Source organism: Rhodococcus maanshanensis NBRC 100610, assembly GCF_001894865.1.
Lineage (GTDB): Bacteria > Actinomycetota > Actinomycetes > Mycobacteriales > Mycobacteriaceae > Rhodococcus_G > Rhodococcus_G maanshanensis.
Window position 1 is genome coordinate 140,952 of record NZ_BCXA01000012.1, and the last position, 19,980, is coordinate 160,931.

Consider the following 19,980-nt stretch of genomic DNA (forward strand, 5'->3'; position numbering starts at 1 on the left):
GATCCCGTTCACGATGCACGCTCCTTCCGGTGGGCACCACCGACGCGCTCGACTTCGCCGACCGGGCCGGCGCCGTCGGTGTCGTTCCCGTCGGAGTCGTTCCCGGTGCTGTCGGCCTGGTGGCCGGTCAGCGCGAGGAACACATCGTCGAGGGAGGGTCTGCGCAAGGCGACGTCGGTGACGGTCACGTTCCGCCTCGACAGGCTGCCGAGGGCCTCGACGAGAGCGCTCGACCCGTCGGCGACGGGAACGGTGATCCGGCGGGCGTGGTGGTCCACCTGGAGGTCGCCGTCCGACAGCGGTGCCAGCGCCGCCCGCGCATCGTCGAGGCTGGCGCCCGGGTCGAGGGCGAGCTCGATCCGCTCCCCGCCGACCTGGTCCTTGAGCTCGTCCGAGGTGCCTCTCGCGATCACCCTGCCGCGGTCGACCACGGCGATGGAGTCGGCGAGTCGGTCCGCCTCGTCCATGTACTGGCTGGTGAGCAGCAGCGTGGTGCCCCCGGCGACGAGTTCTTCGATGACATCCCACAGGCCGAGCCGCGCCCGGGGGTCGAGGCCGGTCGTCGGCTCGTCGAGGAACAGCACCGGCGGGTTCGCGACCAGCGCACCGGCCAGGTCGAGGCGCCGCCGCATGCCGCCGGAGTAACCCCGGACCGGCCGGTCACCTGCCTCCACGAGGTCGAACTGTTCCAGGAGTTCACGCGCCCGGTCCCTGCTGAACTTGGTGCCCAGGTGGTAGAGGCGCCCGACCATCTCCAGGTTCTCGAATCCGGTCAGGTATTCGTCCACCGCGGCGTACTGCCCGGACGCACCGATCCGCGAACGCAACTCCTTGGCGTCGGCGACCACGTCCAGTCCGTCGACGGTGGCGTGCCCGCCGTCGGGTTCGAGCAGCGTCGTGAACACCCGGACCGCCGTGGTCTTCCCGGCACCGTTCGGGCCGAGTAGCGCGAGGACGGTGGCCTCGGGCACCGCGAGGTCCAGCCCGTCGAGGGCGACGACCTTGCCGTACCGCTTGACCAGTCCCTCGGCCACGATTGCATCAGCCATGCCTACCTCCGCGCGACGTGGATGGTTGGGGCTTGCCCTGCAACGATCGCACTCCGGTCCGGCGGCAGCAACCGTTTTCGCTCGTCTTTGTGGCCACCCGTGGGGTGGTCGATCCCAACCCCGGGGTGTCTGGTTGCCGGCGTCGGGACGCAGGACCATCGAGTGACCAACCAGATGAGGCGGTCAATGCGTATGTACAACTCCTCGGTGGACGCCCTGTTCACCGGCGCCCAACTCGAATTCACAGCTGCCGCGATCGCGGCTCGGGTGCGCTCGGGTGCGCTGTCTCCGATCGACGCGGTCGAAGGAGCGTTGAGCCGGATCTCCGAACGCGATCCCGAACTGGAGGCGTTCGTGGCCGTGCGCGGCGAGCAGGCCCGCGCCGAGGCGGTGGCCTTGGCCGGACGGCCGGGCCTGTCGGCGTTGCCCTTGGCAGGCGTGCCGATCGCGATCAAGGACAACATCCCGATGGTGGGGCATCCGCTGGGGAACGGGTCCATGGATATCGCTGCGGAGCTGTCGACCGAGGACCACCCGGTGCTCGACCGGTTGCGTCGGGCCGGGGCGGTACCGGTGGGGCTGACCAGGCTGTCCGAGCTGTGTGTGTGGCCCTCGACCGACTCGCACGAGTCGATCGTGCGGAACCCGTGGAACCCCGAGCGGAGTGCGGGTGGTTCCTCCGGCGGGTCGGGGGTCTCGGTGGCCGCCGGGATGGTGCCGGTGTCGCACGGGTCCGATTGTCTCGGCTCGATCCGGATCCCGGCCGCGACCTGCGGGCTGGTCGGCATCAAACCCGGCAGCGGCCTTGTGCCCCGTGAGCTGGGCGAGAACTGGTTCGGGATGGCGGAGAACGGCCCGCTGACGACGACGGTCCAAGACGCCGCGCTGCTGTTGTCGGTGATGGCGGACCGCCCGGAACTGGCGGAACTCGCCGATCCCGGTCGGCTGCGGATCGCGGTGGCGGTTGGCTCACCGTCGCCGATGACCCCGGTGGATCGGCACTGGCGGGAAGGGGTGGAACGTGCCGCGCGGGTGCTCGGCACGGCCGGGCACACGGTCACGACCGCGAAACTGCCGTACCCGCTGAATCCGATGCCGCTGGTGGCGCGCTGGACGGCGGGCACGGCCGCCTATGCGGAGGGTCTCGATCACTCGTTGCTGCAGGCGCGCACCCGAACGCACGCCGCGGTCGGGCGCGCGATGCACCGGCACGTCAAGTCGCATCACGTGGACAGGCTGGAGACCGCGATGCGCGGGTTCTTCAAGGACTTCGACGTGGTGCTGACGCCGACGCTCGCACGGCCGCCGATGCAAGCGCACCGATGGAGCAAGCGCTCCTGGGCGTCGAACGTCATGGTCGCCGCGCGTTTCGCGCCGTTCACCCCGGTCTGGAACCTGGTCGGCTGGCCGGCCGCGACCGTGCCTGCGGGGATGCACCCCGAGTCCGGAACCCCGCTGGGCGTACAAATCGTGGCGCCGGCCGGCGGGGAGGCCCGGATCCTGGCGCTGGCCGCACAGCTGGAGGCATTGCAGCCGTGGCCGCGGGTCGCGGTGGGGTGAGCGCCGAGGGTCAGAACGGCCAGGCGGGCAGTTCGGGGAGCCCGGCGCGCGTCGGCCTGCCGACCAGCCAGGCCAGCAGCTCGGCCCTTGGCAGGTCGGGCGGCACGACATCGGGCTCCGCCGCCGCGAGCTCGGGCAGATCCCGCGCCAGGATCTCCTCGACGAACGCATCGGGCCAGTTCCCGGCGGTGTATCCGGTACCGAGATCGAGGTGGTGGATCTCCAGTTCGCACCACCGCAGCACCGGGATGTCGCGCCCTGTGACGGGCTTGCGCCAAGACACCGGGGTGTCGAGCTGGTCGGGCCCGATCTCCCGCAGCGATTCGATCACCCGTCGCCCGGCGAATCGCAGGTCGGCGGCCAGCAGCTCGACGGGGCGGTCCGCCCCCTCCTCGATGGCGGCGCCCCGGGCCTCCCGTTCGCCCGGGTACATCTCGGGTCGGGTCCCGGACAACACGCCAACGGCCAGCCGGTTCAGTGCGTCGGCGTTGCGCGCGACGTGCGTGACGACGTGACCCCGGCTCCAGCCCGGTAGCAGCGAGTCGCCGCGGGCCTGCTCGTCCGACAGGTCGGCGACCGCGGATTCCAGCCGCGCCTGTGAGTGCTCGATCTCCGCCAGGACCTCGGGGTACGGCAGCGTCATGGCCGCAGCCTATCGACATCCGGATCCGGCTGCCGGCGGTGGCGGGGCTCACGGAACCATCCGGTGTGCCCGCGCGTTCTACTTGGCAGAAGCCGCTGCGACAGCTGCTCCGGGCCGATGCCCGCGCTAACGGACACTGCTCGCGGCGGTCGCGGTAACCTTGAACCTCCGGTGAGCAGCCGGAACCCGGCGCACTGTGCTCGACCGGAACTGGAAAGGACTGGCCTGCAGAGGCTGAACCTGTATGAATCGCAAGACTGTGTTTCGCAACCTGGCGATTGTCGCCGGCATCCTGCTGATCATTTACGCGTTCAGCTATTTCGGTAACGACACCCGCGGGTACAAAAACGTCGACACCTCGGTGGCCATCGCCCAGCTCGACGCGAAGAACGTCACCGATGCGCAGATCGACGACCGCGAGCAGCAGCTCCGCCTCACCCTGAAGCAGGGCAACGACGCGACCGACAACTCGGACCAGATCCTCGCGAAGTACCCGAGCGCCGCGTCCGAGCAGATCTTCACCGCCGTCCAGAACGCGGGCGTGGAGAAGTACAACACCAAGGTGAGCCAGGAGAGCTGGCTGACCTCGATCCTGCTGTTCGTGCTGCCGATGGTGATCCTGCTCGGCCTGTTCGTCTTCGTGATGGGGCGGATGCAGGGCGGTGGCCGCGGCGGCGTGATGGGCTTCGGCAAGTCGAAGGCCAAGCAGCTCACCAAGGACATGCCCAAGACCACGTTCGCGGACGTCGCGGGCGCCGACGAGGCCGTCGAAGAGCTGTACGAGATCAAGGACTTCCTGCAGAACCCGGCCCGTTACCAGGCGCTCGGCGCGAAGATCCCGAAGGGCGTCCTGCTCTACGGCCCTCCCGGCACCGGTAAGACGCTGCTGGCCCGCGCGGTCGCAGGCGAGGCCGGGGTGCCGTTCTTCACGATCTCGGGCTCGGACTTCGTCGAGATGTTCGTCGGTGTCGGCGCCTCCCGGGTGCGCGACCTGTTCGAGCAGGCCAAGCAGAACAGCCCCTGCATCATCTTCGTCGACGAGATCGACGCGGTCGGCCGTCAGCGTGGCGCAGGCCTCGGCGGCGGGCACGACGAGCGCGAGCAGACCCTCAACCAGCTGTTGGTCGAGATGGACGGCTTCGGCGACCGCACCGGCATCATCCTGATCGCCGCGACCAACCGCCCCGACATCCTCGACCCGGCGCTGCTGCGTCCCGGCCGCTTCGACCGCCAGATCCCGGTGAGCAACCCGGACCTGGCCGGCCGTCGGGCGATCCTCAAGGTGCACTCGCAGGGGAAGCCGCTCGATCAGCACGCGGACCTCGAGGGCCTGGCCAAGCGGACCGTCGGCATGTCGGGCGCGGACCTGGCGAACGTCATCAACGAGGCCGCGCTGCTGACCGCCCGCGAGAACGGCGCCCTGATCACGGAGGCGGCGCTCGAGGAGTCGGTGGACCGCGTCATCGGCGGCCCGCGCCGCAAGAGCCGGATCATCAGCGAGCACGAGAAGAAGATCACCGCGTACCACGAGGGCGGGCACACCCTGGCCGCATGGGCGATGCCGGACATCGAGCCGATCTACAAGGTCACCATCCTGGCCCGCGGCCGCACCGGCGGACACGCCATGACGGTGCCCGAGGACGACAAGGGCCTGATGACCCGCTCGGAGATGATCGCCCGGCTGGTGATGGCGATGGGCGGCCGCGCCGCCGAGGAGCTCGTCTTCCACGAGCCGACCACCGGCGCATCCTCCGATATCGACCAGGCCACCAAGATCGCCCGCGCGATGGTCACCGAGTACGGCATGAGCGCCAAGCTGGGTGCGGTCCGCTATGGGCAGGAGCAGGGCGATCCGTTCCTCGGCCGGTCGATGGGGATGAGCTCCGAGTACTCGCACGAGGTCGCACGGGAGATCGACGAGGAGGTGCGCAACCTCATCGAGGCGGCGCACACCGAGGCGTGGGCGATCCTCAACGAGCACCGCGACCTGCTCGACGTGGTGGCCACCGAGCTGCTCGAGCGCGAGACCCTCACCCGCAAGGATCTGGAGCAGATCTTCTCGGGTGTGGAGAAGCGGCCGAGGATCACCGCGTTCAACGACTTCGGTGGCCGGACGCCGTCCGACAAGCCCCCGGTGAAGACGCCCCGTGAGCTGGCGATCGAGCGCGGCGAGCCGTTGCCCGACGACTCGGTGCGGCAGCCGACCTTCAGCAAGCCCCGCGAGACGGTTCCGCCGACCGCGCCGGTCCCCGGCCCCCAGAACGGGTACCCGATGCCGGCCCCGAACGGCGGCTACCAGCCGTACCCGGATCCGCGGCAGCAGCCACAGCAGGGCACGATGCCGGACTACGGTGCGCCCGCCGGTTGGTCGGCGCCGGGTTGGCCGCCGCGGGATGCGGGGGAGGGCCAGCACCAGCAGCAGCCGCAGCACGCCCAGAACCCGCAGAACCCGTACGGCGGGTATCCGCAGTGGAATCCGCCGCAGGCGCCGTCCGAAGAGGGCGGGCCGGCAACCGAGCGCTGGGAAGGGCCGAACGGTCAGCAGTAGTCCGGCGGTTACTAGGCTTACCCACTGATCGCGTCGCACCGGCGTGATCGGTGGGTAACGGTCGGCGAGAATGGAGGTTCGATCGGGTGTCGGTCAATCAACTCGGTGGTGCGAATTCCCGTGACGCATCGACGTCACAGGAACGCGACGCGGTGGAGTCCGATGAGCGTGGCGCCGCTGCGCCGCTCGAGTGCATCGAGACCGGGCGCGTCTTCGACCAGCCGCGCGCCGAGGCCGCGATTCGTGAGCTGCTGATCGCGGTCGGCGAGAACCCGGATCGGCCGGGTCTGCTCGACACCCCGGCCCGGGTGGCGCGGGCGTACCGGGAGGTCTTCGCGGGCCTCTACACCGATCCGGATTCCGTGCTCAACACCACCTTCGACGAGGGACACCAGGAGCTGGTGCTGGTCCGCGACATCCCGATGTACTCCACCTGCGAGCATCACCTGGTGTCGTTCCACGGTGTCGCGCACGTCGGCTACATCCCGGGCTCCACCGGCCGGGTCACCGGGCTCTCGAAGCTCGCGCGACTGGTCGACCTGTACGCGAAGCGTCCGCAGGTGCAGGAGCGGTTGACCAGCCAGATCGCCGACGCGATGGTGCGCAAGCTCGATCCCCGCGGGGTGATCGTCGTGGTGGAGGCCGAGCACCTGTGCATGGCGATGCGCGGCATCAGGAAGCCGGGAGCCAGCACCACCACCTCGGCCGTGCGTGGTCTGCTGCAGTCCAGTGCCGCCTCGCGTGCCGAGGCTCTGGACCTGATCCTGCGCAAGTGACGGTGCCGATGCCGGGCCGCTGCGTGGTGATGGGTGTCCTCAACGTCACCAGCGACTCGTTCTCGGACGGCGGCCGCTACCTGGACCGGGACGCGGCGATCGAGCACGGCCTCGCGCTGAGCCGGCTTGGCGTTGACGTCGTGGACGTGGGCGGCGAATCGACCCGGCCCGGCGCTGCGCGGGTGGATCCGGAGGTCGAGGCCGAGCGGATCCGTCCGGTGATCGCTGCCCTTGCGGCCGAGAACATCACGGTCAGTGTCGACACCATGCGCGCCTCGGTGGCTGCGGCCGCGATCGAGGCGGGGGCCACCATCGTCAACGACGTCTCCGGTGGCCGTGCCGATCCGGCGATGGCCGCGGTGATGGCGGACGCGGGCCTGCCCTGGATCCTGATGCACTGGCGCTCGGCGGGCGAGTACGTGCACGCAGGCGGGGTGGAGCACTACGGCGACGTGGTGGCGGAGGTCAGCGAAGAACTGCTCACCCAGGTCGACCTGGCGGTTCGGGCCGGCGTCGATCCGGGCAAGCTGATCCTCGATCCCGGGCTGGGGTTCGCGAAGACCGCCGAACACAACTGGGCGCTGCTCGGCGCGTTGCCGAGGCTCAACGCGCTCGGCTTCCCGGTGTTGATCGGGGCCTCCCGCAAGCGTTTCCTCGGCAGCTTGCTCGCGGATGACCACGGTGACCGCGCCCCCGACGGGCGCGAGGTCGCAACGGCTGTCGTCTCGGCGCTCGCCGCGCGGGGCGGCGCCTGGGGCGTGCGCGTGCACGACGCGCGGGGATCCCTCGACGCGATCGCCGTGGTGAACGCGTGGACCGCGGCTGAGGAGAAGCACGATGGCTGATCGAATCGAGTTGCGAGGGCTGCGGGTTCGCGGCAATCACGGTGTCTTCGAGCACGAGAAGCGGGACGGCCAGGACTTCGTCGTCGACATCACGGTGTGGATGGACCTGGCGCCGGCCGCGGCCTCGGACGATCTCGCCGACACCATGCACTACGGGGAGCTCGCCGAGACGGCCGCCGCGATCGTGGCAGGCCCGTCGCGCGATCTCATCGAGTCGGTGGCCGGGGAGATCGCCGACGCGGTGCTGACCGACGATCGGGTGAACGCGGTGGAGGTGACGGTCCACAAGCCGTCGGCACCGATCCCGCTGACCTTCGTCGACGTCGCCGTCGTGGCGCGCCGTTCCCGCAAGGGCCTGCGCGGATGAGTCGCGCGGTGCTCTCCATCGGGTCGAATCTCGGTGACCCGCTCGAGAATCTGCGGTCCGTCGTCGACGCGCTCGGTGATCGCCTTGTCGGGGTGTCGGGGGTGTACGCCACGGCGCCCTGGGGCGGCGTCGAGCAGCAGGATTTCCTCAACGCGACGCTGATCGTCGACGATCCCGAGTTGGACTGCCACGGCTGGCTGCGGCTCGGGCAGGAGTTGGAGGCCGCCGCGGACCGGGTGCGCGAACAGCGATGGGGTCCGCGCAGCCTGGACGTCGACGTGGTCGACTGCGACGGCCTCGTCAGTGCCGACCCGGAATTGACGTTGCCGCATCCGCGAGCCCACGAGCGGGCGTTCGTGCTCGTCCCGTGGCTGGAGATCGACCCAGATGCCACACTGACCGTGCGTGGAGTGAGGGTGCCCGCGCGAGAGCTGCTCGGCTGCCTCGACGCCACCGAGCGTGACGGCGTGCGGCGGACCGATCTCCTGCTGGTGCGGCCGTGACGGCGGTGTGTCGATGATGTCGACGACTCGGATCCGGGACCTGCTCGGACTCGCGGCCTTCGCGGCCATCGCGACCTGGCTCCTGGTTCGCGCCTTCTACGGATCGCTTCCGCCGATCCCGCTGTTCGCGGGCGCCTCGCTCTACCCCGTCGCCGCCATCGAGGTGGGCGTCGCCTTCATGATCCGGTCGCGGGTCAGGGGGCATCAGCTCGGGCAGGGCCCGCGCCAGCTCCACCCGATCACCGCGGCACGCGCGGTGGCGCTGGCCAAGGCATCGGCGCTGGTGGGGGCCGCCAGCTCGGGAGTCTGGCTCGGATTGCTCCTGTATCTGCTGCCGCAGCGCTCGACGGTGCAGGCGGCCTCCGACGACACCGCAGGCACCGTTGTCGGTCTCGTCGCGGGCGTGGCGTTGGTCGCCGCGGCGCTCTGGCTCGAGCACTGCTGTAAGGCCCCGGAGGAACCGCCGGACGAGCCCGCGCTCTAGCGGCGGCTCAGCGGGATTGGCGCTCGACGACCCACGCTGCGATCTGAGCTCGGGAGTTGAAACCCAGCTTCGCCAGCACGTGCTCGACGTGCCCCTGCGCGGTCCGCTGCGCGATCACCAGCTTGGCGGCGATGGCCTTGTTGGTCAGGCCCTGCGCGACCAGATCGGCGACCTGCAGTTCGCGTGGCGTCAGGGTCGTCGCGGCACCGGTCGGTTCCGGGTTCTCCTCGCCGAGGTCCTCCCCGAGCGCGAAGGCGATCGTCTCCTGCGCGGTCCAACGGGCGCCGTCCCGAAACGCCGACTCGAACGCCGACTCACCCAGTGCCCGGCGGGTCCGCCGCTCGCACTCCTCGTGGTACGACTCCAGCTTCGGCACGACGGCTCCCGGGCTGCCCACCCGCTGCCACATGGTCCGCGCCGCGCCCAGCAGCAGCGCGGCGCGGCGGGCCCGGTCCGTCGCGATGGCGATCCAGGCCTTCGCCTCCACGCACATCGCGGTCGCGAGCATGTCGTCGGTCTGCCGGGCGAGCTGCAGGCCCCTCTCGAGCAGCTCATCAGCCCGCCGCGGATCGGTCTTCCACAGCGCCAGCCCGAGGGCACAGACCGCGTAGGCGCGGTAGACGAATTCGCCGCTGGCCCCGCTGATCGCGAGGGCATGTTCCTGGTACTCGATGGCCCGGGCGGGATCGTCGAGCAGCCCGTATGCCACGGCGAGCCCGAGCAGGGTCGAGATCTGCCGGATGGGATTGCCTTGCGTGCGGAATACCTCGAGGGCCTCCTCCAGACAGGCCACCGCGCGGGGGACATCGCCTGCGAAGGCGGCCAGGTAACCGGCGGCATGCATCACGACCCCACGGACCGCCGGGTCACCGAGATCCTCGGCGAGGCGGAGCGCCTCCTCCGCCTGTGCCGTCGCGGTCGTGATGTCGCCCTGGTTGCCCGTGAGCAGGCAGTTGGCGCACAGCGCCTTGATCCGATGGGCGGTCGGGACCTCTCCCGGCAGGTCGAGCGCGCGGTCGAGCCAGTGTCGGCCCTCGCTGAGCAGACCGCGGGAGAGCCAGAACGGGAACATCGCGATGGCGATCCGCATCGCGTGGTCCGCCTCGCCGGGTTCCTTCGCGCTGAACTCCATGGCCTCGCGCAGGTTCGGTTGCTCCCTGGCGATTCGGACCATCAGTTCCGGCTGCCGGGGACCGATCCACTCGGAGCGTGCTCCCAGCATCAGCCCCTCGTACCAGTCCCGGTTCCGCCGGAGCAGTGCCTCGAATTCGCCCGCTTCGCGTAGCTTCTCGCGCCCGTACGCGCGCAGGGTCTCGAGCATCCGGTACCGCACCTCGGAGCCCGCCTCTTCGCGGATCAGGATCGACTTGTCCACCAGCGAGGCCACCACGTCGAGCAGGTCGGGCGGATCGACCAGGCCGCCTGTACAGACGCCCTCGGCCGAATCCAGCCCGAAGCTGCCCGCAAACACCGCGAGCCTGCGCCACAGCACCTGCTCGGCACGCGTGCACAGTTCGTGGCTCCAGTCGATGCTCATCCGCAGAGACTGTTGCCGGGTCAGCGAGCCTTGCCTGCTGACGGTCATGTACAGGTCGTTGAGTCCTTCCAGGATCTCCTCGGCGGGGATGGACCGCATCCGCCTGGCCGCCAATTCGATCGGCAGCGGCAAGCCGTCCAGCCGCCGACAGATCTGCACGATCTGCGCCAGGTTGTCCTCGGTGAGCGCGAAGCCGGGCAGCGCCGCGGCGGCGCGCTCGGCGAACAGCGCCACCGCCTCGTATTGCGGCACGTTCTGCAGTTCTGGCGTGGGACCCCGGTCCGGGACCGCCAGTGCGGGCACCCGCAGCACGGCCTCGCCGCCGATGACGAGCGGTTCCCGGCTGGTCGCGAGGATGCGCAGGTCCGGACAGGACCGGAGTAGAGAATCCGCGAGCTTCGCGACCGCGTCGATCAGGTGCTCGCAGTTGTCCAGCACCAGCAGCAGGGTGCGGGTGGTCAGGTACTCGGTGAGCAGGACCAGCGGCGGGTGCGCCGGATGTTCTCGCAGGCCCAACGCGGTGGCGACGGTGTCGGGCACCAGCGCCTCGTCCTGGAGCTCTCCGAACTCGACGAGCCAAACCCCGTCCTCGAACGCGCGGCGCGAGTCCTCCGCCACCCGCAATGCGAGTCGGGTCTTCCCCACGCCGCCGATCCCGGTCAGCGTCACCAATCGGGCGCCGGAGAGCAGCCGCTTGGCCTCGGTGAGTTCGGGTCGACGCCCGACGAAGCTCGTCGGTTCGATGGGTAGGTTCCCGATGGCTCTGGCCCGCGTGCCGGGCGGCATCACACCGTCCCTCTCGTCTCGTGATCCCTTCTGGCAACGGTACCGTTCGGCCGCGCATCTCCGGGCGGTCTCCGCCCAGGACATGCCTCCCGAATCACGCCGGCTCCGCTTCGGCCGGACACGGGCCCGGCCCGTTGTGACGGCGGGTGGTCGGTGCGGACGGCTATCCTCGGCTGCATGACTGTTTCTGGTCGCGCGGCCTCGCTTCGGCGGTACAAGCGCAGCACGAGCCAGATGTTCGTCGCCGCGCTGGTGGCACTGGCGGTGATCGCGAGCCTGTTCATGATCTTCAGCAACAGCGTCCAGTTGCTGCGTGTCGGCCTGGTCGTCGCCCTGTGGGCGGCGGTCATCGCGGCGATCGCGATGACGAAGTACCGCCGCGAATCCGCCGCCGACAAGGCGAAGGTGCGCGATCTGCAGACCGTGTACGAGTTGCAGCTCGAGCGCGAGATCACCGCGAGGCGTGAGTACGAGATGGGCGTCGAGGCCAAGGTCCGCAGCGAGGCGGATCTCGATGTCTCCGAGATCGCGGCCCTGCGGGCGGAGCTGGCGGCGCTTCGCGGCAGCCTCGAGGTGTTGTTCGAGGGCAGGCTGCCCGTCGACCGGGTCGCGCTGCAGGCCGACGCCACCCGGATCCCGGAGCTGGCGAGCGCGGCGCGGCCGAAGACGTTCACCCCCGACCCCGCCTACTCGGCCGCCCCAGGCGCGGGGCCGACGTTCGCCACTCCGGACGACGACCCGGTCACCGCCGAGGTCATGGTTGTCGGGGAGCCCGAGACCGAACCGGAGCCCGCCGTTCCGGCAGCGGCATTCCCCATTCCGAGGCAGGTGCCCCCGCCGCGCCCGGCCAGGCAGCCCGCGGCCACGCAGCCGCCGCCCGAGCCGGTGCCGCCGATCCCGGTTCCCGAGCCGGTGCCGCCGACCCCTGACCCCGCACCGCTGCCCGAACCCGAGCCCGTCCCGGTGCCCGAGCCGGGGCCGACGCCCCAGTCCGCGCCCACGGACGAGGTCTCGTCCCGCAGGGCTCGGCGGCGTGCCGCCGAGCCGGAGCCCGCGGCCGAGGCCGATGGTGAGCCTGCCGTTCCGGTTGGCGCGCACTCGAAGGGGCTCTCGGTGGCCGAGATCATGGCGAACATGAAGAGCGCGGAGGCCGAGACGGACGAGCCGAGGTCCGGTCGCCGCCGCCGCGACTGAGCCGGGGCGTGCTTTAGATCACTCTGTTCCGCCATGGCGGCCGTCCCGGCGCTGCGGCTATCCTCGCTGTGAACGTCTGGTACCCGCCCTGCGGGACTGGAACGAACGAGAGGACAACGGTGACCTCCTCCGAGATCACTCAAGACCCCGCGCCCGCACGATTGACCATCGGAATCGTCTCGGCGGGACGCGTGGGAACGGCGATCGGTGCCGCGCTCGAGCGCGTCGGCCACATCGTCGTCGCCTGTTCCGCGGTATCCGATGCGTCGATTCGCAGGGCCGAGACCAGGCTCCCCGAGACCGAGATCCTGCCCGCCGCCGAGGTGGCGTCGCGTTGCGAGTTGTTGCTGCTCGCCGTCCCGGACGATGAGCTCGCTGGCCTGGTCGGCGGCCTGGCGGCAACCGGTTCGGTCAAGCCCGGCACCCTCGTCGTGCACACCTCGGGCGCCAACGGCATCGGTGTGCTCGCGCCGCTGACCGCCCTCGGTGCGCTGCCGATGGCGATCCATCCCGCAATGACCTTCACCGGGCACGACGAGGACACCGCTCGGTTGTCCTCCGCGTGTTTCGGCATCACCGCGGCGGACGAGATCGGCTACGCGATCGCGCAGTCGCTTGTCCTCGAGATCGGCGGGGAGCCCGTCCGGGTCCGCGAAGAGGCCCGTCCGCTTTACCACGCGGCGCTCGCGCACGGCAGCAATCACCTGGTCACCCTGGTCGTGGACGCCGTTGCCGCGCTCCGCGTCGCGCTCGCGGGCGAGGAACTCCTCGGCCAGCAGCTCATCGACGACCAGCCCAACGGGGTGGCCGAGCGGGTGCTGGGCCCGTTGCTGTCCGCCGCCCTCGACAACGCGCTCAGGCGCGGTCCTGCGGCACTGACGGGGCCGGTCGCCCGCGGTGACGCCGCGGCGGTCGCGACCCACCTCCGGGTCCTGCAGGACGTCGACCCCCGGATCGCGGCCGGCTACCGCGCCCTCTCACTTCGGTCCGCTCAGCGGGCCGGGTCCAAGCCCGAACTCATCGAGATCCTGGAGGGCCGCTCGTGAACGGCTACGCACGCGGTGAACTGACCGTGCACCACGAACCCGCCGAGCTGACCAAGGTCACCAAGGCGCTGCGCGGCGTCGGACGCCAGGTGGCATTGGTCCCGACCATGGGTGCGCTGCACGCGGGGCACCTGGAGATCGTCCGTCAGGCCAAGCTCCGTGGCGGCGTGGTGGTGGTGTCGATCTTCGTCAACCCGTTGCAGTTCGGCGCGGGCGAGGATCTCGACGCGTACCCGCGCACTCTGGACCGGGACCTCGAGCTGCTGCGCGAGGCCGGGGTGGAGTTGGTGTTCGCGCCGTCGGTTGCCGCGATGTACCCGGCAGGCCGGCGCACCATGATCCACGCGGGTCCCCTCGGCAGCGAACTCGAAGGGGCGAGCCGCCCGACGCATTTCGCCGGGATGCTGACCGTCGTGAACAAGCTGTTCCAGATCGTCGGACCCAACCTCGCGTACTTCGGCGAGAAGGACTACCAGCAGCTCACGCTGATCCGGCAGATGGTCCGCGACCTGAACCTGGACGTCGAGGTCTATGGCGTCCCGACCGTGCGCGAGCAGGACGGCCTCGCGCTGTCCTCGCGGAACCGATACCTCGACGAGGCCCAGCGCACCGCGGCCGCGACCATCTCCGCCGCACTGGTGGCGGGCGCGCACGCGGCGGCAGGGGGAGCAGAGGCGATCCTCGCCACCGCCCGTGAGGTGCTGGCGACGACCCCCGAGGTGGACGTCGACTACCTCGAGGTGCGCGGCGTCGACCTGGGACCGGCGCCCGAGCGCGGGGACGGGCGACTGCTCGTCGCGGCCAAGGTCGGTGGCACCCGATTGATCGACAACGTCGGCGTCGCCGTCGGCACCGGATTCCTCGAACGGGAAGAGGATTCCCGTACCTCCCAGACGACAGCGGCCGGGTAAGAGCGCCCCTCCACCGACCTGAATTTCCAGCCAGACCCGAAGGACACAACATGTTTCGCACCATGATGAAGTCGAAGATCCACCGCGCCACCGTCACCCACGCCGATCTGCACTACGTCGGTTCGGTCACCGTGGACCAGGACCTGATGGACGCCGCCGACCTGCTCGAGGGTGAGCAGGTGTGCATCGTGGACATCAACAATGGCGCCCGTCTGGAGACGTACGTCATCGCGGGTGAGCGCGGTTCCGGGGTGATCGGGATCAACGGTGCGGCAGCGCATCTGGTGCACCCCGGCGACCTGGTCATCCTCATCGCCTACGGCGTGATGAACGAGCAGGAGGTCCGCGACTACCAGCCGCGCGTGGTCTTCGTCGACGCCGACAACAAGGCCATCGAGCTCGGTGCCGACCCGGCGCACGCCCCCGAGGGGTCGGGCCTGATCACCCCGCGGATGCTCTCCACCCTCGAAGACGCCTCGGCGCTGGTGTAGCCGTGCTGCTCACCGTCGACGTCCGCAACACCAACATCTCACTCGGGTTGTTCACCGGCACGGGCGACCACTCGAAGTTGGTGCGGGACTGGCGGATGCGCACGGATCCGCGGATGACGGCGGACGAGTTGGCCTGGATGCTGCGGGGCCTGCTCGGGGAGCGAGTGGACCAGATCGTCGGGGTGTCGGCGCTGTCCACAGTCCCGTCGGTGCTGCGGGAACTGCGGGTGATGCTGACCCGGTACTGGGAGCACGTCCCGCACGTGGTGGTCGAGCCCGGTGTGCGAACCGGGGTGCCGCTGCTGGTCGACAACCCGAAGGAGGTCGGGGCCGACCGGATCGTCAACAGTCTTGCCGCGCATCACCTTTACGGCGGGCCGTGCATCGTCGTGGACTTCGGGGTCGCGACCTGTGTCGATGTGGTCTCGGCGAAGGGTGAGTTCCTCGGCGGGGCGATCGCGCCTGGCCTGGAGACCTCGACGGACGCGCTCGCCTCGCACTCGGCTGCGCTGCGGAAGTTCGAGCTGGTGCGCCCGAGGGCCGTGGTCGGCAAGAACAGCGTCGAGTGCATGCAGGCCGGGGCGATCTTCGGGTTCGCAGGCTTGGTGGACGGTCTGGTGCGCCGGGTGCGCGCCGAGGTGCCCGCGTTCGCGGGCGACGACGTGAACGTGATCGCAACGGGGGAGAGCGCCCCACTGGTGATGCCGGAGTCGGAGACGATCGCGCACATCGAGAGGGACCTCGCGCTCGAGGGCCTGCGGATCGTCTATGAGCGCAACCAGGCCCGACGGGCCGCGAAGCACCCACCGGTGGCCTGACCGCCGATGGTCGGAGGGTTTGCCAATTCGGGGTTCTGTGCCACACTGGTTGGCGTGAATCGCCGCATGGTTGCTCAGGAGTGTTGTCGAGGCTGAACGCCGCCTCGACTCGTTGAGGCACGTCTCACGGCCTTGACCAATTCACCCTCCTGGAGTTTCTCCCATGCTTTCCACATCTGTGGTCTCTTCTTCGGTGCCGTCACCGGTCACCGCACTGTCCTCGCCGAGCCGCCTGCGGCCTGCCGACCTGCTGCGCATCACCGATCAGGGCGCGCAGGACGTGCTCGACGGCCGCTTCGCCGATCTGCTGCCAGGGGCCGGCTCGTGGCCGACGGACGAGCGCTGGTCCACCCGCCTGCACGCCGACGATGACGTCGACGTCTGGCTGATCAGCTGGGCGCCAGGCCTCGCGACCGAACTGCACGACCATGCCGGATCGCTCGGCGCGCTCACCGTGCTGAGCGGTGTCCTGGCCGAATACCGTTGGAGCGGTGGTGAACTGAAGTACCGCACGCTCGGCGCGGGCGATCAGGCCTCCTTCCCGCTCGGTTGGGTGCACGACGTCATGCAGGCCCCAGGCGACCCGGTGGATCCGGTCGCTCCGACGCTGAGCGTGCACGCCTACTCGCCGCCGCTCACGGCGATGTCCTACTACGAGGTGACCGATCAGGGCACCCTGCGGCGCACCCGCACCGAGCTGACCGATCTCCCGGAAGGACAGTCGGCATGACCATCGACCAGATGCTCGAGAAGGCCCGCGCGAGCTACCGCCGCATGTACGTGTTCGAGGTCGCCGAGGCCGTCGCCCGCGGCGCGATCATCGTCGACATCCGGCCGCAGGCCCAGCGTGCCGCCGAGGGGGCGTTGCCCGGCGCGCTGGCGATCGAACGGAACGTGCTCGAGTGGCGCCTCGACCCGACGAGCAGCGCACGCATCGCGCTGGCCGTCGATCACGACGTCGAGTGGATCGTGGTCTGCTCGGAGGGCTACACGTCCAGCCTGGCGGCCGCGGCGCTGCAGGAACTGGGCCTGCACCGGGCGACCGATCTCGTCGGCGGGTACCAGGCGCTCCGTTCCGCCGGTCTGCTCGGCGTCGCGACGCGGGCCCGGCACTACGTTCGGGAGGCCGCGGCCGTCGCCGCTCACTGAGGGCGCATTATGCTGGTCACCCGTGAGTGATGCAGCAATTCAGCAGGCCGATGACACCCCCGAGCAGCTCCGGATCCGCCGAGAGAAGCGGGACCGGATCCTGGCGCAGGGTCAGGAGGCCTACCCGGTCTCGGTGCCGCGCACGCACACGCTCGCACAGGTGCGCGCGCAGCACCCTGACCTGGAGCCGGACACGGCCACGGGCACCGAGGTCGGCGTCGTCGGCCGGGTGATCTTCGTCCGCAACACCGGCAAGCTCTGCTTCGCGACGTTGCAAGAGGGCGACGGCACCCAGCTGCAGGCCATGATCAGCCTGGCCTCCGTCGGCGAGGACGCGCTGGCGGCGTGGAAGTCGGACGTCGACCTGGGCGACTTCGTCTTCGTGCACGGCGAGGTGATCAGCTCTCGCCGCGGCGAGCTCAGTGTGATGGCCGACGCCTGGCAGATCGCATCGAAGTCGCTGCGTCCGCTGCCGGTCGCGCACAAGGAGATGAACGAGGAGTCGCGGGTCCGTCAGCGGTACGCCGACCTGATCGTGCGGCCCGAGGCGCGGGAGATGGCCCGCAAGCGTGTCGCGGTGGTCCGTGAGCTGCGCAACGCGCTCGAGCGGCGTGGGTTCCTCGAGGTGGAGACCCCGATGCTGCAGACGCTGGCCGGCGGCGCGGCGGCGCGCCCGTTCATCACCCATTCGAATGCCCTCGACATCGATCTGTATCTGCGGATCGCCCCGGAACTGTTCCTCAAGCGATGCGTCGTCGGCGGTATCGAGAAGGTTTTCGAGATCAACAGGAACTTCCGCAACGAGGGCATCGATTCGACGCACTCGCCGGAGTTCGCGATGCTCGAGACGTACGAGGCATACGGCACCTACGACGATTCCGCGACGATGACACGCGAATTGATCCAGGAGGTGGCGCAGGCCGCCTTCGGGACCCAGCTGGTGACGCTCGCGGACGGCACCGAGTACGACCTCGGCGGCGAGTGGAAGACGCTCGAGATGTACCCGTCGCTGTCCGAGGCGATCGGGGTGTCGGTCACCCCCGAGACGACCGTCGACGAACTGCTCGCCCTCGCGGAGAAGGTCGGACTCGAGGTGCCAAAGGACAAGGGGTACGGCCACGGCAAGCTCGTCGAGGAGCTGTGGGAGCACCAGTGTGGCGACCAGCTCTTCGCGCCCACCTTCGTGCGGAACTTCCCTGTGGAGACCTCGCCGCTGACCCGTCAGCACCGCAGCGAGCCGGGCGTGACGGAGAAGTGGGACCTCTACGTGCGCGGGTTCGAGCTGGCCACCGGCTACTCGGAGCTCGTCGACCCGGTGATCCAGCGTGAGCGGTTCGTCGACCAGGCGCGGCTGGCGTCGGCTGGCGACGACGAGGCGATGGCCCTTGACGAGGAGTTCCTCGCCGCGATGGAGCAGGGAATGCCGCCCACGACGGGCACCGGCATGGGGATCGACCGTCTGTTGATGGCGTTGACCGGTTTGGGAATCCGCGAAACTATCCTCTTCCCAATTGTGCGCCCCTCGGCTCGCTGACCTCTTTCAATTGCTGAATTGCTTTTCTCCGGTATTGCGTCCGTCGGAATGGGCGTAGACTCGTCGCAGCCGGCGCGGGGAAGCGCAAAATTGCAGTTCATTGAAAGGAAACTCGATCCATGGCGAAAAAGGTCACCGTCACCCTGATCGATGATGTGGACCAGGAGGCTGCCGCCGACGAAACGGTCGAGTTCGGTCTCGACGGCGTCACCTACGAGATCGACCTGTCGTCAGCGAATGCCGCAAAACTGCGGGAGCAGCTTGAGGTTTGGGTTTCCCATGCACGACGGTCGACCGGGCGTCGGCGTGCCAAGGCCGCGGTGGCCGGCGGCAAGAGTCGGGTGGCGATCGACCGCGAACAGAGTGCGGCGATTCGCGAGTGGGCGCGGCGCAATGGCCACAAGGTTTCGGCCCGCGGTCGTATCTCGGCGGAAATCACCGAGGCGTACAACAAAGCCAACTGATCTCCCTGGAGTTTGTGCTCTCGTTTCGCCCGCCCCATCGCATACAGGCTGTTAGCCTCGCGGTCGGGCGGGCGGACGAGGGAGCAACTCGAGGGGAGTGTCATGCGCTGGCGAATTGTGATCGGTTCATTGATTTCGGCGGCCACCTTGTTCTGGGGCACAGTCGCCGTGGGCGCGGCGCCCCTCCCCGAACCCGATACCTTTCTTTCGGGCGTTCTGCCGGAATTGACCAATCCGGGCGGATCGGCACCCGGCAGCAATGACTGGTCGTGTCGGCCGACCGCGGAACACCCCTCGCCCGTCGTTCTGGTGCACGGCACCGCAGGCAACCGGCAGGACAACTGGGCCGCATACGCGCCGATGCTGGCGAACGAGGGTTTCTGTGTCTTCGCCCTCACCTACGGCAACTTCGCCGATCTGCCGTGGCCGCTGAGCGCGATCGGCGGCATGCTCCCCATCGACCAGAGCACCGAGCAACTCGCGGCGTTCGTGGACCGGGTGCTCACCACGACCGGTGCCGACAAGGTGGATCTGGTCGGCCACTCGCAGGGCACCGTGGTGGCCAACAACTACGCGAGGTTCGGGGGCGGGGCGGCCAAGGTCGGCCGGATCGTGTCGTTGGCACCGCCGTGGGACGGGACCTACGGAGTCGACGGGTTCAGCCTCGGCGCCGCGCTGCGCGGGTTGGGGGTCGACGACGAGTTCCAGCTGGGATTCCCCGCATGCAAGGCCTGTCCCGAGATGATGCACGGCTCCGGATTCGTGGACCACATGCGGTCCGGCGGCCTGTACGTGCCGGGGATCGAGTACACGAACATCGTCACGCGCTACGACGAGATCGTGGTTCCGTACACCTCCGGAATCGAGCCGGGGCCGCAGACGACCAACATCGTGCTGCAGGACGGCTGCGAACAGGACTATTCCGACCACCTGTCGATCGCAGGCGCGCGGCGCGCGCGGACGATGGTGCTCAACGCGCTCGACACCGCGCATCAGCGCGAGGTTCCGTGCGTGTTCGTGCCGCCGGTCGCCGGCTGAGTCCCTCGGCGGGTCCGAGCTGCTGCGCACACCTTCTGGCGCCGCCGCACACGCGTTGGGCGCCCAATCGCCGTGCGATGTCGGGAAAAGGTGTGCGACCGTGACGTCGACATCTGCCCCTGTTCGCTGCTGGCGTAGAGCAGAGCGGAAACGAAACCCCTGGCTGCTGCGTTAGGACCAGTAAGCAGGCACACTGTCCCGCAGTGAATGGGATGGAGGCGGCGCAGGTCGTACCAC

At 69.5% G+C, this 19,980-nt stretch carries 20 protein-coding genes; 17 read left to right on the forward strand and 3 right to left on the reverse strand.

Features of this window, described 5'->3' with window-relative positions; translation table 11 throughout:
• Positions 1–8 precede the first annotated feature (8 nt).
• On the reverse strand, positions 9–1,049 hold the full coding sequence (locus tag RM1_RS06625) for an ATP-binding cassette domain-containing protein (protein ID WP_083576563.1): 1,041 nt from the start codon (positions 1,047–1,049) through the stop codon (positions 9–11).
• Between the two features lie 186 nt (positions 1,050–1,235).
• On the opposite strand from RM1_RS06625, the gene RM1_RS06630 reads away from it, so the two are divergent.
• Complete coding sequence (locus tag RM1_RS06630) at positions 1,236–2,609, forward strand: amidase (protein ID WP_245816096.1); 1,374 nt, start codon at positions 1,236–1,238, stop codon at positions 2,607–2,609.
• Between the two features lie 10 nt (positions 2,610–2,619).
• Here RM1_RS06630 and RM1_RS06635 read toward each other — a convergent pair whose 3' ends face one another.
• Positions 2,620–3,252, reverse strand: a complete 633-nt coding sequence (locus RM1_RS06635) for a maleylpyruvate isomerase family mycothiol-dependent enzyme (RefSeq protein ID WP_072750535.1) — start codon at positions 3,250–3,252, stop codon at positions 2,620–2,622.
• 244 nt (positions 3,253–3,496) lie between these two features.
• On the opposite strand from RM1_RS06635, the gene ftsH reads away from it, so the two are divergent.
• From ftsH to RM1_RS06665, 6 genes are all read left to right on the forward strand, one after another.
• Positions 3,497–5,800 (forward strand): ATP-dependent zinc metalloprotease FtsH, encoded by a 2,304-nt coding sequence (gene ftsH / locus RM1_RS06640; protein ID WP_072750536.1) that lies wholly within the window; start codon positions 3,497–3,499, stop codon positions 5,798–5,800.
• Positions 5,801–5,952: 152 nt separating this feature from the next.
• Positions 5,953–6,576 (forward strand): GTP cyclohydrolase I FolE, encoded by a 624-nt coding sequence (gene folE / locus RM1_RS06645; RefSeq protein WP_072750611.1) that lies wholly within the window; start codon positions 5,953–5,955, stop codon positions 6,574–6,576.
• 8 nt (positions 6,577–6,584) lie between these two features.
• Positions 6,585–7,421: a dihydropteroate synthase gene (folP, locus tag RM1_RS06650; protein WP_072750612.1), complete on the forward strand. Its 837-nt coding sequence runs from the start codon at positions 6,585–6,587 to the stop codon at positions 7,419–7,421.
• Positions 7,414–7,788 (forward strand): dihydroneopterin aldolase, encoded by a 375-nt coding sequence (gene folB, locus RM1_RS06655; protein WP_072750537.1) that lies wholly within the window; start codon positions 7,414–7,416, stop codon positions 7,786–7,788. Before folP ends, folB begins: the two co-directional genes overlap by 8 nt.
• On the forward strand, positions 7,785–8,291 hold the full coding sequence (gene folK / locus RM1_RS06660; RefSeq protein ID WP_072750538.1) for a 2-amino-4-hydroxy-6-hydroxymethyldihydropteridine diphosphokinase: 507 nt from the start codon (positions 7,785–7,787) through the stop codon (positions 8,289–8,291). The genes folB and folK overlap by 4 nt, the downstream gene beginning before the upstream one ends.
• 13 nt (positions 8,292–8,304) lie before the next feature.
• Positions 8,305–8,775, forward strand: a complete 471-nt coding sequence (locus RM1_RS06665) for a DUF3180 domain-containing protein (RefSeq protein ID WP_072750613.1) — start codon at positions 8,305–8,307, stop codon at positions 8,773–8,775.
• Positions 8,776–8,782: 7 nt separating this feature from the next.
• Here the strand turns inward: RM1_RS06665 and RM1_RS06670 are convergent, their stop codons facing one another.
• On the reverse strand, positions 8,783–11,098 hold the full coding sequence (locus tag RM1_RS06670; protein WP_072750539.1) for an ATP-binding protein: 2,316 nt from the start codon (positions 11,096–11,098) through the stop codon (positions 8,783–8,785).
• A gap of 177 nt (positions 11,099–11,275) precedes the next feature.
• Between RM1_RS06670 and RM1_RS06675 the strand changes: the two genes are divergently transcribed.
• From RM1_RS06675 to RM1_RS06720, 10 genes are all read left to right on the forward strand, one after another.
• Positions 11,276–12,292: a DUF6779 domain-containing protein gene (locus RM1_RS06675; RefSeq protein ID WP_072750540.1), complete on the forward strand. Its 1,017-nt coding sequence runs from the start codon at positions 11,276–11,278 to the stop codon at positions 12,290–12,292.
• Positions 12,293–12,411: 119 nt separating this feature from the next.
• Positions 12,412–13,338, forward strand: coding sequence for a Rossmann-like and DUF2520 domain-containing protein (locus RM1_RS06680; RefSeq protein WP_027500488.1), 927 nt, complete (start codon positions 12,412–12,414; stop codon positions 13,336–13,338).
• On the forward strand, positions 13,335–14,249 hold the full coding sequence (panC, locus tag RM1_RS06685; RefSeq protein ID WP_072750541.1) for a pantoate--beta-alanine ligase: 915 nt from the start codon (positions 13,335–13,337) through the stop codon (positions 14,247–14,249). Before RM1_RS06680 ends, panC begins: the two co-directional genes overlap by 4 nt.
• Positions 14,250–14,299: 50 nt before the next feature.
• Positions 14,300–14,740, forward strand: coding sequence for an aspartate 1-decarboxylase (gene panD, locus RM1_RS06690; RefSeq protein WP_027500490.1), 441 nt, complete (start codon positions 14,300–14,302; stop codon positions 14,738–14,740).
• 2 nt (positions 14,741–14,742) lie between these two features.
• Entirely contained in the window at positions 14,743–15,558 is an 816-nt protein-coding gene (locus tag RM1_RS06695) for a type III pantothenate kinase (RefSeq protein WP_072750542.1), read from the forward strand.
• Between the two features lie 163 nt (positions 15,559–15,721).
• Complete coding sequence (locus RM1_RS06700) at positions 15,722–16,288, forward strand: cysteine dioxygenase (protein WP_083576564.1); 567 nt, start codon at positions 15,722–15,724, stop codon at positions 16,286–16,288.
• On the forward strand, positions 16,285–16,707 hold the full coding sequence (locus RM1_RS06705; protein WP_027500493.1) for a rhodanese-like domain-containing protein: 423 nt from the start codon (positions 16,285–16,287) through the stop codon (positions 16,705–16,707). Before RM1_RS06700 ends, RM1_RS06705 begins: the two co-directional genes overlap by 4 nt.
• Before the next feature lie 22 nt (positions 16,708–16,729).
• The gene (lysS, locus tag RM1_RS06710; protein WP_072750544.1) at positions 16,730–18,241 is read left to right on the forward strand and encodes a lysine--tRNA ligase; all 1,512 of its coding nucleotides are present in this window, start codon (positions 16,730–16,732) and stop codon (positions 18,239–18,241) included.
• Positions 18,242–18,360: 119 nt separating this feature from the next.
• On the forward strand, positions 18,361–18,705 hold the full coding sequence (locus RM1_RS06715; RefSeq protein WP_027500495.1) for a histone-like nucleoid-structuring protein Lsr2: 345 nt from the start codon (positions 18,361–18,363) through the stop codon (positions 18,703–18,705).
• A 102-nt stretch (positions 18,706–18,807) separates the two neighbouring features.
• A complete protein-coding gene (locus RM1_RS06720; protein WP_072750545.1) occupies positions 18,808–19,743 on the forward strand; it encodes an esterase/lipase family protein in 936 nt (311 codons plus the stop codon).
• Positions 19,744–19,980 lie beyond the last annotated feature (237 nt).